Source organism: Amycolatopsis sp. MEPSY49 (assembly GCF_051337345.1).
Taxonomy (GTDB): Bacteria; Actinomycetota; Actinomycetes; order Mycobacteriales; family Pseudonocardiaceae; genus Amycolatopsis.
Window position 1 is genome coordinate 43,208 of sequence record NZ_JBDLYJ010000015.1, and the last position, 13,737, is coordinate 56,944.

13 protein-coding genes and 1 pseudogene are annotated in these 13,737 nt (G+C 71.3%); 7 read left to right on the forward strand and 7 right to left on the reverse strand.

The features are described from left to right. Positions 1–3: 3 nt before the first annotated feature. Positions 4–1,293, forward strand: a complete 1,290-nt coding sequence (locus ABFJ78_RS42340) for an MFS transporter (RefSeq protein ID WP_436393080.1) — start codon at positions 4–6, stop codon at positions 1,291–1,293. Positions 1,294–1,299: 6 nt separating this feature from the next. Here ABFJ78_RS42340 and ABFJ78_RS42345 read toward each other — a convergent pair whose 3' ends face one another. Genes ABFJ78_RS42345 through ABFJ78_RS42365 form a run of 5 tightly spaced genes read right to left on the reverse strand, consistent with a single transcriptional unit; the run spans position 1,300 to position 6,255 of the window. Beyond that, positions 1,300–2,325 carry a zinc-binding dehydrogenase gene (locus ABFJ78_RS42345; protein ID WP_436393081.1) on the reverse strand — a complete coding sequence of 342 codons (1,026 nt, stop codon included), beginning with the start codon at positions 2,323–2,325 and terminating at the stop codon, positions 1,300–1,302. Then, on the reverse strand, positions 2,322–3,128 hold the full coding sequence (locus ABFJ78_RS42350) for an FAS1-like dehydratase domain-containing protein (RefSeq protein WP_436393082.1): 807 nt from the start codon (positions 3,126–3,128) through the stop codon (positions 2,322–2,324). Before ABFJ78_RS42350 ends, ABFJ78_RS42345 begins: the two co-directional genes overlap by 4 nt. Then, on the reverse strand, positions 3,125–4,282 hold the full coding sequence (locus ABFJ78_RS42355; protein WP_436393083.1) for a CaiB/BaiF CoA transferase family protein: 1,158 nt from the start codon (positions 4,280–4,282) through the stop codon (positions 3,125–3,127). Before ABFJ78_RS42355 ends, ABFJ78_RS42350 begins: the two co-directional genes overlap by 4 nt. 24 nt (positions 4,283–4,306) lie before the next feature. Further along, positions 4,307–5,104 (reverse strand): HpcH/HpaI aldolase/citrate lyase family protein, encoded by a 798-nt coding sequence (locus tag ABFJ78_RS42360; RefSeq protein ID WP_436393084.1) that lies wholly within the window; start codon positions 5,102–5,104, stop codon positions 4,307–4,309. Beyond that, positions 5,101–6,255: an acyl-CoA dehydrogenase family protein gene (locus tag ABFJ78_RS42365; protein ID WP_436393085.1), complete on the reverse strand. Its 1,155-nt coding sequence runs from the start codon at positions 6,253–6,255 to the stop codon at positions 5,101–5,103. Before ABFJ78_RS42365 ends, ABFJ78_RS42360 begins: the two co-directional genes overlap by 4 nt. A gap of 87 nt (positions 6,256–6,342) precedes the next feature. Here ABFJ78_RS42365 and ABFJ78_RS42370 point away from each other — a divergent pair, with 87 nt between their 5' ends. The 3 genes from ABFJ78_RS42370 to ABFJ78_RS42380 all read left to right on the forward strand — a co-directional run bounded on the left by ABFJ78_RS42370 (position 6,343) and on the right by ABFJ78_RS42380 (position 9,645). After that, positions 6,343–7,275 (forward strand): LysR family transcriptional regulator, encoded by a 933-nt coding sequence (locus ABFJ78_RS42370; protein ID WP_436393086.1) that lies wholly within the window; start codon positions 6,343–6,345, stop codon positions 7,273–7,275. Positions 7,276–7,604: 329 nt separating this feature from the next. Further along, a complete protein-coding gene (locus ABFJ78_RS42375; protein WP_436393087.1) occupies positions 7,605–8,801 on the forward strand; it encodes a Tm-1-like ATP-binding domain-containing protein in 1,197 nt (398 codons plus the stop codon). A 1-nt stretch (position 8,802) separates the two neighbouring features. Continuing rightward, complete coding sequence (locus ABFJ78_RS42380) at positions 8,803–9,645, forward strand: phosphoenolpyruvate hydrolase family protein (RefSeq protein WP_436393088.1); 843 nt, start codon at positions 8,803–8,805, stop codon at positions 9,643–9,645. 392 nt (positions 9,646–10,037) lie between these two features. Here ABFJ78_RS42380 and ABFJ78_RS42385 read toward each other — a convergent pair. Beyond that, positions 10,038–10,173 (reverse strand): annotated as a pseudogene (locus ABFJ78_RS42385) (LysR family transcriptional regulator); the annotation flags it as partial. Between the two features lie 139 nt (positions 10,174–10,312). Here ABFJ78_RS42385 and ABFJ78_RS42390 point away from each other — a divergent pair. Genes ABFJ78_RS42390 through ABFJ78_RS42400 form a run of 3 tightly spaced genes read left to right on the forward strand, consistent with a single transcriptional unit; the run spans position 10,313 to position 12,761 of the window. After that, entirely contained in the window at positions 10,313–11,170 is an 858-nt protein-coding gene (locus ABFJ78_RS42390; protein ID WP_436393089.1) for an NAD-dependent epimerase/dehydratase family protein, read from the forward strand. Between the two features lie 14 nt (positions 11,171–11,184). Continuing rightward, the gene (locus tag ABFJ78_RS42395; RefSeq protein ID WP_436393090.1) at positions 11,185–11,808 is read left to right on the forward strand and encodes an alpha/beta hydrolase; all 624 of its coding nucleotides are present in this window, start codon (positions 11,185–11,187) and stop codon (positions 11,806–11,808) included. 20 nt (positions 11,809–11,828) lie between these two features. Further along, positions 11,829–12,761 carry an alpha/beta hydrolase gene (locus ABFJ78_RS42400; RefSeq protein WP_436393091.1) on the forward strand — a complete coding sequence of 311 codons (933 nt, stop codon included), beginning with the start codon at positions 11,829–11,831 and terminating at the stop codon, positions 12,759–12,761. On the opposite strand, the gene ABFJ78_RS42405 is transcribed toward ABFJ78_RS42400, so the two are convergent. Further along, on the reverse strand, positions 12,738–13,628 hold the full coding sequence (locus ABFJ78_RS42405) for an AraC family transcriptional regulator (protein ID WP_436393092.1): 891 nt from the start codon (positions 13,626–13,628) through the stop codon (positions 12,738–12,740). The genes ABFJ78_RS42400 and ABFJ78_RS42405 overlap by 24 nt on opposite strands. Between the last annotated feature and the right edge of the window lie 109 nt (positions 13,629–13,737).

The following is a 13,737-nucleotide window of genomic DNA, read 5'->3' on the forward strand; positions in this document are numbered from 1 at the left end:
ACCATGGAACCCACTCGGCTCGGCACGGCCCCGGCGGAAGCGACCGGACGGGGCAACCGCCGGGCGCTCGTCGCCGGCAGCATCGGCAACGCCGTCGAGTTCATCGACTGGGCGGTGTACACGACGTTCTCGTCCGTCTTCGCGCACCACTTCTTCCCGCCGGGCAACGACAGCGCGGCGCTGCTGTCCACTTTGGCCATCTTCGCCGTCGGTTTCGTCGTGCGGCCGATCGGCGCCGCGATCATGGGCGCCTACGCCGACCGGCACGGCCGCAAGAAGGGCCTGGTGCTCACGATCGGCCTGATGGCCGCGGCGACGTTCGTCATCGGGGTCTCGCCGTCCTACGCCCAGGTCGGCCTCGCGGCGCCGATCATCCTGGTGCTCGCGCGGATGGCACAGGGCTTCGCCGCCGGTGGCGAATTCGGCTCGGCGTCGGCTTTCCTCGTGGAGTCCGCCGGACCCGGCCGCCGCGCGTTCGCGGGTTCGTGGCAGCAGGTCTCGGTCGGTGTCGGCATCCTCATCGCTTCGGGCATGGGCGCGATCGTCACCTCGGCGCTGCCCCGGCAGGCGGTGGACAGCTGGGGCTGGCGCCTGGCGTTCGTGGTCGCTTCGCTGTTCGGGCTCATCGGGCTCTGGCTGCGCCGCTCGGTGGCGGAAACGGCGTCGTTCCGCCACGTTCACGGCCCCCGGCGCAACGTCCTCGGAACGATGCTCCGGGAGCACCCGAAGGCGGCGTTGCGCGTCTTCGGCCTGAACATCGCCGGCGTGGTGCTCTACAACATGTGGCTGACCTACCTGCCCACCTACGCGGCGGTGTCGACGCACATCCCGCTCAACCAGGCGTTGCTGGCCAACGTCATCGGGCTCGTCACCTTCGTGGTCCTGCTGCCGTTCGCCGGGCTGTTGTCCGACCGGCTCGGCCGCAAGCCCACCATGGTGGCGTTCGCGGGCGGGTTCCTGCTGCTCGCGTGGCCCGCTTTCCGGCTGCTGAACGGTGACTTCCGGCCGCTGCTCCTCGTCCAGGTCGCCGGGCTGGTCCTGCTGCTCGGTTATTCGGCCAACGTCGCGGCCGTCATGGCGGAGCAGTTCCCGCCGGAGGTCCGGGCGACCGGCATCGGTCTCCCCTACGCGTTGTCGGTCGCGGTGTTCGGCGGCACCGTCCCGTACCTCACGACGTGGCTGACCACCCACAGGCTCGGCACGTGGGTGTGGCTGTACTGCACGATCGCCGCCGCGATCGGCCTGGTCGTCTACCTGACGATGCCCGAGACGAAGGACAAGGCCATCGACTGACGCGGATCAGTCGATCGTCAGCACGACCTTGCCGAAGCGGTCCGGGCTCACCAGGCGTTCGTGAGCCCGGGCCACGTCGGCCAAGGCGAACACCGAATCGACCACGGGGCGCACCTTCCCCGCGGCGAGCCAGGCGATGACGTCGGGGACTTCGCGGAGGTCCCCGGCGTGCGCCCCACGGAAGTCGATCTCGTGGCGGTAAAGGCTGTACAGGTCGATGTCGGCGTGCGGACCGGAATGCGAGCCCATGCCGATCAGCCGGCCACCGGGGCGCAGTGCCCGGACGGACTCCTGGATGGTCGCGCCGCCCGCCGAGTTGTGGACGAGGTCGACGCCCCGGCCGTCCGTCAGCGAGCGGACCGCCGCGCCGAACTCCGGCACCTGCCGGTAGTTCACGACTTCGTCGGCGCCGATCCCCCGCAGCAGGTCCCGCTTGTCGTCGGTGCCGGTGGTGGCGATGACCCGCGCGCCGAGTGCACGGGCGAGCTGCACCGCGGCCGTGCCCACGCCGCTCCCGGCGCCGACGACCAGTGCGGTTTCGCCGGACTGCAGGCCGCCGCGCGTCACCAGCATGTGCCAGGCTGTCAAGTACGCGAGCAGGCTCGCCGCCAGCTCCACGTAGGTCAGGGACTCCGGCGCCGGGACGGCGTTGCGTGCCGGGACGGCGAGGTATTCGGCGTACGTGCCGTCGGTGTGCTCGCCGAGGAACTTCAGCTCGCGACAGCGGCTGTCCACATCGGACCGGCAGGCATCGCACACGCCGCAGCCCAGCATGGGCAGCAGGACCACGCGTTGCCCCACCTCGACGTTCGTGACCGCGCTGCCGACCGCCGCGACGTCTCCGGCCCCTTCGACACCGAGGATGATCGGGAACGGCGGTTGTTCGGCGAACCGCCCGTCACGGACGAGCACGTCGGCGCGGTTGAGCCCGGCGGCCCGGATCCGGACCAGGACCTCCCCCTCGCCGAGCGGGGGACGCGGCACGTCGTCGATCTCGACGACGCCGGCTTGCCGGACGATTGCGGCCTTCATCGTGCTTTCCTTTCTCCAGTAAGCGTTTCGACCTGGCCGGTCGCGGTGATCCGGCCACTGTGGTCACGAACGGAAGCCCCGCCGCTGGTGGCGCGCACCACCAGACCTTGGTGGTCGAACAGCGGCGCGACGACGCGGTAGTCGATCGCGGTGGCCGTCGCCCCGGTTCCGCGGACGGTTTCCGCCATGGCCAGCGCCTGCAGCGGGCCGTGGACCACCAGTCCCGGGTAGCCCTCGGCGTCGCGGGCGTAGTCGCGGTCGTAGTGGATGCGGTGGGCGTTGTAGGTCAACGCCGAGAAGCGGAACAGGACGGTCGGGTCGACCGGGAACGCCCGCTCGTCCGCTTCGAGCGGCACCGGGGCCGACGCCGTCACCGAGGTTGGCGCGGCCGCGGCGTCGCGGTAGACGATGTCCTGCTCTTCGACGACCCTCACCTCGCCGTCCTGGCTGATGGTGTGCCGGACGACGACGAAGGTCAGCGGGCCTGATCGCCCGGACTTCTCCGTCGTCGAAACGACTTCGGAGCGGCGGGTCGCTTCCCGGCCGACCACCAGCGGCCCGGTCCGGGTCACCCGGCCTCCGGCCGCCATGCGCCGGCGGCCCGGCGCGGGTGGCGCCGGGACGACCCCGCGCACGGGATGGCCGTCCGGCCCGAGATCGGCCTGGCGCGGCCGGTCGAGCAGGTAGAGCCAATGCCACAGCAGCGGAAGTCCGTCGTTCTCCAGGTCCGGCAGGTCGACGCCGAGCAGCCGGGCAAGGGCCACGGCGGGTTCCGGTTGCAGCACTTCGGTGTGCTCGGTCACGGGATGACCTCCTCGCACCGGAGGCCGAATTCGGCGCGGAGGGCGTCGTTGTGCTCGCCGAGCCGCGGCACCGGGCCCAGCACTGGCTCGACTTCGTCGATGTCGACCGGCGGCAGCAGGGCCCGGACGGCACCACCGGGGGCCTGGATCTGCTGCCAGCGATCACGCCCGGCGAGCTGGGGATGGTCGAGGAGCTCACCCGGCCGGCGCAGGCGGGCGCACGCAATCCCGGCGTCGCCGAGCAGTGCGACAACCCCGTCGGCGTCGAAAGCCGCGAACGCCGACTCGATCAGCGGCCCGATCAAGAGGTCGTGGGCGACGCGTTCGGGATTGTGGACGAATCGCGGGTCGTCGGCCAGGTCCGGGCGCCGGAGCACCTCCCGGCACAGCCGAACCCACTCCCGGTCGCTTTGGACGGCCAGGAAAACCTGGTTGCCGTCGCCGGCCCGGTAGGGGCCGTACGGCGCGATCGACGCGTGCTTCGCCCCGGTCCGGCGGGTCTCCGATCCTCCGTACACCGCGTGGTACGCCGGTTGAACCATCCACTCCGCCAGCGCGTCGATCATGGCGACCTCGATGGTCGCGCCGGCCCCTTCGGTGGCTCGCCGCAGCAGCGCGGTGAGAACGCCGGAGTAGGCGTACATGCCCGTCGCGATGTCCGCGATCGAGATCCCGGCCTTGCTCGGCTGCTCCGGCGTGCCGGTGGCGGTGACGAGGCCGGCCTCGCACTGGATCAGCAGGTCGTAGGCCTTCTTCGCCTGGTACGGGCCGCCCGGGCCGTAGCCCGAGATCGAGCAGTGGACGAGGTCGGGACGGGCCGCCCGCAGGGTCGAGGCGTCGAGGCCGAGGCGTTCCACCGCGCCGGGCGCGAGGTTCTGGACCACCACGTCGGCGGCCGCGATCATCGCGTCGAGCACGCGGCGGTCGCGCCTGTCCTTGATGTCCAGCTCGATCGACTCCTTGCCGCGGTTGAGCCAGACGAAGTAGCTGGAGTCGCCGTGGACCGTCCGGTCGTAGCCGCGGGAGAAGTCCCCGGCGCCGGGTCGTTCGACCTTGATGACGCGGGCGCCGAGGTCGGCGAGCTGCCGGGTCGCGAAGGGAGCGGCGACCGCCTGTTCCAGCGCGACGACGGTCGTGCCTTCGAGAGGAAGCATGGAAAGCCTTTCGTAGCCGGCACTTCAGGGCCGGAGGATGGCGCGGGCCCGGTCGAGCACCGGCTTGTCGATCATTCGTCCGTCGGCGCCGGTGACCGCGCCCGCCGATCCATCAGCCGCCTGGAGCACCTCCCGTGCCCACGCGATGTCGTCCGCGCTGGGGGCCAAACCACGGGTGGCGGGTGCGAGCTGGGCGGGGTGGATGCAGAGCTTGCCGCCGAAGCCGAGGCTCCTGGCGTACCGAGCCGCCGCGGTCACCTCGTCGGCGTCGTGGATGACCGTGGTGACGCCGTCGATCGGCGCCGGCAAGCCGGCCACCCGGGAGGCGAGCACGATCGCGGCTCGTGCGAACAGCATCGCCTCACCGGTTTCGTCGGATCGGAGGTCGGCGGCCAAGTCGAGCGAACCGAACGCGAGCCGGGTCACCCCGGGCGCGGCGGCGACGTCGTGCACGCGGTGCAGCCCGACCGCGGTCTCGACCAGCGCCACCACCGGGGTGCCCGGTGGCAGCCGTGCCGACAACGCGGCCAGGGACGCCGGGTCCTCGGCCTTGGGCACGAGCACGCCGAGCAACCCGCTCGCGCCGGCGACGGCGTCGACGTCCGCCTCGAACCACGGCGTGCCGGCGGCGTTCACGCGGACCCAGGCTCGGCCGCCGCCGGTCAACCAGCGGAGCGTCTCGGCGCGGGCGGTGTCCTTGTCCTCGGGGCGCACCGCGTCTTCGAGATCGATGACGACGGCGTCGGCGCCCGCGGCCGCCGCCTTGGCGAAGCGGTGCGGCGTGTTGCCGGGCGCGAAGAGCCAGGTGGCCTCGGGCGTCATCGGACCGGGTTCCGCTTGATGAGCTGACGTGCGATGACGGTCCGCTGGATCTCGTTGGTGCCCTCGCCGACGATCATCAGCGGCGCGTCGCGGAAGTACCGCTCGACGTCGAACTCCGTCGAGTAGCCGTAGCCGCCGTGGATCCGCACCGCGTCGAGCGCGATCTTCATCGCCGTCTCGGAGGCGAACAGCTTCGCCATCCCCGCTTCCATGTCCGCGCGCTCGCCGGAGTCGTAGCGGCGGGCGGCGTACTGGACGAGCTGCCGGGCCGCGGTCAGCCCGGTCGCCATGTCGGCGAGGTGGTTGCCGATCGACTGGTGCTGCCAGATCGGCTGCCCGAAGCTTTCGCGTTCCTGGCTGTAGCGGATCGCGCGCGCGAGGGCGGCGGCGCCGACGCCGAGCGCTCGCGCCGCCACCTGGATGCGGCCGATCTCGAGCCCGCGCATCATCTGCGCGAACCCCTCGCCTTCGACGGTGCCCAGCAACGAGCCGCGGGGCACGCGGAAGTCGGTGAAGGACAGCTCGCAGCTTTCGACGCCCTTGTAGCCGAGCTTCGGCAGGTCGCGGGACACCTCGAACCCGGGCCCCTTTTCGACCAGCAGGATGCTGATGCCGCGGTGCTTCGGCTCCGCGGTCCGGTCGGTGAGGCACAGCAGGGCCACCAGCTGGGCGCGGCGGGCGTTGGTGATCCAGGTCTTGGACCCGTTGACGACGTAGTCGTCGCCGTCCTTCCGGGCCACCGTGCGGATGGCCTGCAGGTCGGATCCGCCGCCGGGTTCGGTGAGCGCCATGGTCGCCCGGATCTCCCCGGTCGCCAGCTTCGGCAGGTAGTGGTCCTGCTGCGCCGGGGTTCCGTAGTGCAGCAGGAGCTTGGCGACGACGCTGTGCCCGCCCATGGCGCCGGCGAGGCTCATCCACCCGCGGGCGAGTTCCTCGGTCACGGCCGCGTAGCACGGCGTGGACACGCCGGCGTCGTTCCACGGCTCCGGAATGGCGAGTCCGAAGATGCCCATCCGCTTCATCTGCTCGATCAGGGCTTCGGGGTAGGTGTCGGCGTGTTCCAGTTCTCGCACCACGGGCTCGACCTCGCGGTCGACCCACTCGCGGACGACGTCGACGATCGCGGTCTCGTCTGCGCTGAGTTCGTACATGACCGCCATCCTGAATCGTTATGACAGGTCGTGGGAAATGCCGATCCGTGATATCCCTAGACCGGCCCGGCATAGCAGGAGGACACGGTGGAACTCAAGCAGCTCTTGGCCTTGGTGACCGTCGGCGACACCGGCAGCGTCACCAAGGCCGCGCGCCTGCTCCACGTCGTGCAGCCCGCGGTCAGCCGGTACATCCGCACCCTGGAGGACGAGGTCGGGGTTCCGCTCTTCGAGCGCAGCAGCCAGGGGATGACTCTCACCCCGGCGGGCGAAGTCCTCGCCGAGCGTGCGAGACGCGCGCTGCTCGAACTGGACCGGGCCCGCGCCGAGATCCGCCCGGACCGCGAGCACGTACGCGGCATCGTGACGATCGGGCTGCTGGAAAGCACCGTCGAACTCGTGGCCGCGCCGTTGGTGGAGGTGCTGGGGCGCCGGCACCCGGGCATCGACGTGCGGATCCTGAGCGCGTTTTCCGGTCACCTGCGGCAGTGGCTCGACGACGGCGCGGTGGACATGAGCCTGCTGTACAACGTGAACTCGACGCCGTCGATCGCCGTCACCCCGTTGCTGCGCGAAGCGTTGTGGGCGATCGCTCCCCCCGACGCGGAACTGGGCCGCGAAGCGCTCACCTGGGATCGGGTGTGCGAGAACCGGCTGATCCTGCCGGTCGCGGGCCACGGGCTGCGCACCCTCGTGGATGAAGCGCTCGGCACAGCGGCCGCGGCGCCCACGATCGTGTGCCAGACGAACTCGATGCCGGTGCAGAAGAAGCTGGTGGCCGTCGGCACCGGGTGGAGTGTCCTCCCCGCCGCCGGCGTCGCCGAAGACGTGGCAGCCGGGCGCCTGCTGGGCGGCCCGATCGTCGATCCCGCGATCTCCCGCACCATCGTCCTGGCGTTGCCGCGAGCCGGCCGCATCCCGCCCGCCGCCGAGGTCGCCGCCACCGAGATCGTCCGGGTGACCCGCCGGCTGGTCGAGGACGGCACCTGGCCGACCGCCAGCGTGGCTCAGGCCGGGTGACCACACACCGGCCGCTGCCGTTGACGGTCGCGACGACCTGGTCGCGGCCGGCGCACGCCCGAGGCGGCCGGCCACATCGACCCATCGGCCGGCCGCGAACGTCGAGACCAACGACAGGATGCCGGGCGAGTCGGCCAGCGTCCGCGACCAGCCGCTGCAGGCCGTCGGAAGACGCTTCCAGTCGCGCCGCAGCTCGTCGGTCAAGACCTCCTCACGCACAACGCCCACCGCGCCCGCCGCTGGTCGTCCGGCGGGTGCGCTCGCACCGGGAGGCCACTAGCGTGGTGGCCCGGGACGGTCGGGATCCCGCAACGGCGCAGGAGGCAGAGGTGGGCATTGCGTACGTGGTAGGCACGTTCGACACCAAAGGCGGCGAACTCGCCTATGTCGCCGGGCTGATCGCGGCGGCGGGGGTCGCCGTGCGCACCGTGGATCTGTCCACCTCGGGTTCCGGCGGCGACGGGGTGGACGTGCCCGCGGCGCAGGTCGCGGCGGCGCACCCGGACGGGCCGGAGGCGGTGTTCACCGGGGACCGGGGCAGCGCGGTGGCCGCGATGGCCGAGGCGTTCCGCCGCTACCTGCCCACCGCGCCCGAGCTGGCCGGGGTGCTCGGACTCGGCGGTTCCGGCGGAACCGCGCTGATCACGCCCGGCATGCGGGAGCTGCCGGTCGGCGTCCCCAAGATCATGGTGTCCACGGTGGCCTCGGGGGATGTGTCCGGCTACGTCGAGGGCAGCGACACCACCATGATGCACTCGGTCACCGACGTGGCCGGGCTGAACCGGATCTCCCGCCGGGTGCTGGGCAACGCGGCGCACGCGCTGGCCGGGGCCTGCGCACATCCGATCCCGGTCGCCGACGACGGGGAGGCCATCGGGCTGACCATGTTCGGGGTCACCACGCCGTGCGTGCGAACGGTGACCGACGCGCTGAAACAGCGGTTCGAATGCCTGGTCTTCCACGCCACCGGCACCGGCGGCAAGGCGATGGAGAAACTCGTCGACGACGGCCTGCTCAGCGGCGTGCTGGACGTCAGCACCACCGAGGTGTGCGACTACATCGCGGGCGGTGTCCTCAGCGCGGGCGAGGGCAGACTGGACGCGATCGCCCGTACAGGAGTGCCCTACGTCGGTTCCTGCGGCGCGCTCGACATGGTGAACTTCGCGGCGCCGGACACCGTTCCCGAGCGCTACGCCGGCCGCCTGTTCTACCCGCACAACCCGCAGATCACCCTGATGCGCACCAATACCGAGGAGTGCGCGCGGATCGGGTCGTTCATCGCGGCGAAACTCAACGCGTGCGAAGGCCCGGTGCGGTTTCTCATTCCCGAGGGCGGAGTGTCCGCATTGGACAGTCCCGGGCAGCCCTTCCACGATCCGGGTGCGGACGCCGTACTGTTCGACACGTTGGAGCGCGAGGTGCGCCAGACCGGCACCCGGCGGCTCGTCCGGTCCCCGCACCACATCAACGATCCGGAGTTCGCGGCCGAACTGGTCGCGGCGTTCGACGAGGTGAAGGGAAGCTGACGTGCCACGGTTGGACCGAGCGGACCTGCTGGCGAAGTTCGCCGACATGGCCGCACGCGGCGAGCCGATCGTCGGTGGCGGCGCGGGCACCGGGCTGTCCGCGAAGTGCGAGGAAGCCGGCGGCATCGACCTGATCGTGATCTACAACTCCGGCCGCTACCGCATGGCCGGCCGCGGTTCGCTGGCCGGGCTGCTGGCCTACGGCAACGCCAACGAGATCGTGCTCGAGATGGCGGGCGAGGTGCTGCCGGTGGTGCGGCACACGCCCGTCCTGGCCGGAGTGAACGCCACCGATCCGTTCCTGAACACCGCGCGCTTCCTCAACCAGCTGAAGGATCTGGGCTTCTCCGGCGTCCAGAACTTCCCGACGGTCGGCCTGATCGACGGAACGTTCCGGGCCAATCTGGAGGAAACCGGGATGGGCTACGAATCCGAAGTGGACATGGTGGCCGCGGCCCGTGCGGCGGACCTGCTGACCACGCCGTACGTGTTCAGTGCGGCCGACGCACGGGCGATGACCGAGGCGGGCGCGGACATCCTGGTGTGCCACATGGGTCTGACCACCGGCGGCTCGATCGGCGCGGTCACCGCGAAGAGCCTGGACGACTGCGTGGCACTGATCGACGAATGGGCCGCGGCGGCCAGGGAGATCCGCGACGACGTGCTCGTGCTGTGTCACGGCGGGCCCATCTCCGCGCCCGAGGACGCCGCCTACGTGCTGGCGAAAACCCGGTACTGCCACGGATTCTACGGGGCCAGCAGCATGGAGCGACTGCCGGTCGAGCAGGCACTCACCGAGCAGACCCGCGCTTTCAAGAACCTGCCCACCGCGAAGGAGAACTGAGTACCCAGACCGTATTCGAGTGGCGTCGAGCCCGCTGACGTCACGAAGGTGCGGCCGCCGGGCTTTGGCCCCGTCCTGACGCGCCGGATGGACGCGCAGCACCGGAACCGCCGAGAACACGGTCTCGCGAACCTCACTTGCACTACGCCGGCCACCGCGGCCCAGGCCGGCGCCAGCACCGCCGCGCGGCGGGCGATCCGGCGCAAGCCGGCGACCTGCGCGTCAAGGTCGACGCGGCCCTCGCCGTTGGTCGCGTCGCGCGCGGGCAGCCAGGCACCGTAGCCCGGTACCTCGGCGCGCAGCCGGCGGTCCGCGACTCCCGGGCGATACTCAGGGCGAGGGATCCGGCCAGGATGGCAGCCTCTCGGCTTCGGCGGCCGCGAGCAGGTTTTCAGCTCGTCCTCGAGGGCGCGGATCTGGCGCGACAGCGCGGGCTGGGCGATGTGCAGCCGCGCGGCGGCCCGCCCGAAGTGCAGCTCTTCGGCCACGGCGACGAAGTACCCGCAGCTTCCGCGGATCGAGGTCCACGCCGACGCACCTCCCGCTCCCCATCATCGCGGGTCGGTGATGCCGTCGGGGCATCACAGCGCGCGAAACGGGTCTTGGACGCACTGCGGGCGCCTGGGTCACCGTGGAGGAGGAACGAAACACGAGCGAAAGGACAGTGATGAAGATCTTCCTCACGGGCGGGTCGGGCTACATCGGCCGCGCGACGATCGGCGAGCTGGTGCGGCTCGGGCACACCGTCGAGGCGCTCGCCCGCAGCGACCGCGCCGAGGCGGCCGTGGTCGCCGCCGGGGCGAGCGCGGTCCGCGGTGGCCTGACCGACCTCGACGTGCTCAACCACGCGGCCTCGCGGGCGGAAGCGGTGATCCACCTCGCTCAGGCCACCAGTGGCGAGGAGGACCTGGCGGCCGCCACCGCGATGCAGGACGGCGTCGGCGGCGGCACCTACGTGCACACCGGCGGCAGCTGGGTCTACGGCGACACCGACGGCATCCAGGACGAGACCGCGCCGTGGAACCCGCCGGCGGTCGTGGCCTGGCGCAAAGCCGTCGAAGACGCGGTGCTGGCCCGCGCGAAGAACGGCGGACGGCCCGTCGTCGTCCAGCCCGGCCTGCTCTACGGCGGCGACAACCGCCTGATCGACGTCTTCTACGTCCAGCCGGGCAAGGAAAGCGGCGCGATCCCGTACCTCGGCGACGGCGCCAACCACTGGGCGCTGATCCACCTCGACGACCTCGCCCGGCTGTACGCGGCGGCGCTGTCGGCCCCGGCAGGCTCGGTGTACCTCGGCGTGGGCGGGGTCAACCCGACGGCCAAGGAGGTCGCCGAGGCGTGCGCCCGCGCCGCCGGGCTCGACGGGAAGACCGTCTCCCTCTCCCTGGATGAGGCCCGCGAGCGGATGGGCCCGATCGCCGACGCGTTCGCCCTCGACCAGCGGCTCACCTCGGCCAAGGCACAGCGTGAGCTGGGCTGGAGGCCCGTGCACACCGACCCGCTGACCGAGCTCGCCGCGGAATGAACCGGGAACCGGGGATGGACCGCGGGGCAGTGCTGTGGTCCGAAGAGGAGCGTGCCCGCGGGTCTCGGCCGCTGCTGGTGATGCTGCACGGCTGGAGCTACGACGAGACGCATCTGCACCGGCTGATCACGCCGCGCTTGCCGGAGGAGGTCGTGGTCGCTTCGGTGCGGGCCCGGATTCCCGAAGCCGGTGGGTATGCGTGGTTTCCCAGCGCGGGCAATCCGATCGGTGATCCTCGGCCGGCGGTGGCGAACGCGGCGGCGCTGGACGTGCTTTCGTGGCTGGAGGCGGTCGAGGCGTCGTCGGTCGGGCTGCTCGGCTTTTCGCAAGGCGGAGCGATGGCGCACCAGCTCATGCGGTTGGCGCCGCACCGGTTCGCTTACTGCGTGAACCTGGCCGGGTTCGTGGTGCGGGACGAGCAGCCCGGCGACGAGCCGCTGAGCGTCACGCGGCCGCCCGTCTACTGGGGCCGGGGGCGGGAAGACCGGGTCATCCCGCCCGGCGCGCTCGTGCGGACCGAACGGTGGCTCGCTCGCCACGCCACCGCCGAGATCCACGTCTATCCCGGGCTGGGCCACGACGTCCGCGGCCGGGAGATCGACGACGTCGCCGCCTTTGTCAGCAAGCAGATCCGCTAGTGGCTTCCGAGGGAGTGTTCATGCGTCACGACATCGAGTTCGATGCCGAAGGAGCGTTGCTGCGAGGCTGGTTCTACGAGCCCGCGGGAGCCGGCGGCCCGGCGCCGTGTGTCGTGATGGCCCACGGCTGGAGCTCGACGAGGCGGATGTACCTCGATCGGTTCGCGGAGGTGTTCGCCGCGGCCGGGCTGGCCGTGCTGGTGTACGACAACCGCGGCTGGGGCGATTCCGAGGCGGCGCCGGGACAGCCGCGGCACGAGATCGATCCGTGGGTTCAGGTCGGCGACTACCGGCACGCCATCACCCACGCCCAGAACCGGTCCGAAGTGGACCCCGACCGCATCGGCGTGTGGGGGACCAGTTTCTCGGGCGCGCACGCCTACGTCGTCGCGGCCATGGACCGGCGGGTGAAGGCCGTCGTCACGCAGGCGCCGTTCATCAGCGGCCACGCCACGTACGCGAACCTCGCCCGGGTGGACAACCAGGTCGTCGGCCCGGACGTCTTCACGGTCGACCGCCGGGCCCGTGCACGGGGCGAGGCCGCCGCGACCATCCCGGTGATCGGGACCGACCCCGGCCGGCTGGTCGGGCTGCCGACGCGGGACTCCCACGAGTGGTTCACCCGGGCACGGGAAGAGCTCGATCCCAGCTGGCCCAACGAGGTCACGCTGCGCAGCCTGGACAACTACTACTGCTACGAGCCGGCGAAGTACCTGCCGGAGGTCACGCCGACGCCGCTGTTGATGATCGTCGGCAGCGAAGACGGCCTGACCGGCGGAAACCTCGCGGCCGTCGCCTACTCCAGCGCGGCGGAACCGAAGGACATCGTCTTCCTGCCGGGTGGTCATTTCGACGCCTACACGGGCCAGGGCTTCGCCGTGGCCTCGCAGGCGGCCCGCGACTGGTTCGTGCGGCACCTGCTGACTCCGCTATTCGCGGACGATCACGGCTGACTGGAGGCGGAGCGCGTCCTGCCCCGGTGGAGCGCCGAACATCCGCCGGTACTCGCGGCTGAACTGCGACGAACTGTCGTAACCGACCGCGTGGCCGATCGCCGCGACGTCGTGCGGCGCCGCGATGAGTTCGATCCTGGCCTTCTGCAGCCGGATCTGCTTCTGGTACTGGAGCGGGCTCATCGCGGTGACGGCGCGGAAGTGCCGGTTGAGGGACGAGGTGCTGGTGCCGATGTCGGAGGCGAGCTCCTCGATGTGGATCACGCGGTCGTACCGCGCGCGCACCCATTCGATCGCGCGCGCGACGAGCGCGAGCCGGCTGTCGGCCAGGCCCGCCTGCCTCATCAACGCGGCGTGCGGACCGTTCAGCAGCCGCCAGTGGATCTCGCGCCGCACGCCGGCGCCGAGCACCTTGAGGTCGCGTGGGTCGTCGAACAGCCGCAGGAGCCGGACCAGCGAGTCGAGCAGCTGGTCATCGGCGTCGCTGATCGCCATTCCCGACCCGTCGTGCGGGCCGGCCGGGACCGGTCCGCCGTCGACCAGCAGTTGCGCGATCGTCGCGGGCCGCAGGCGCAATCCGAGGGTGAGGAACGGCTTGCGCGGGCTTGCGTCGATGATCTGGGAGATCAACGGCAGGTCGACGGTGAAGACGGCGGCCTGGCCGGGGTGGTGCTCGAAGACGCGATCGCCGAGAGCCGACCGCTTCGCCCCCTGCACGACGAGGACGAGCATCGGTTCGGTCACCGAGCTCATCGGTTCCGTGACGTGTGCGGCGGTGAACACCAGCACGTCGCCGAACCAGGCCGGACGCAGGTCGTCGCCGGCCAGTCGCGTGATGCGGCGTCCGAGCTCCGCGAGATGACTCACCGGTCGAGTGAAGCACAGCCGCGACTCGCCGGTCCATACCCACTATCGAGGCGAACTTGAGCGGATCGTGCATCGAGTCGAGCGCATCGATCTAGGTGATCGACAGCGC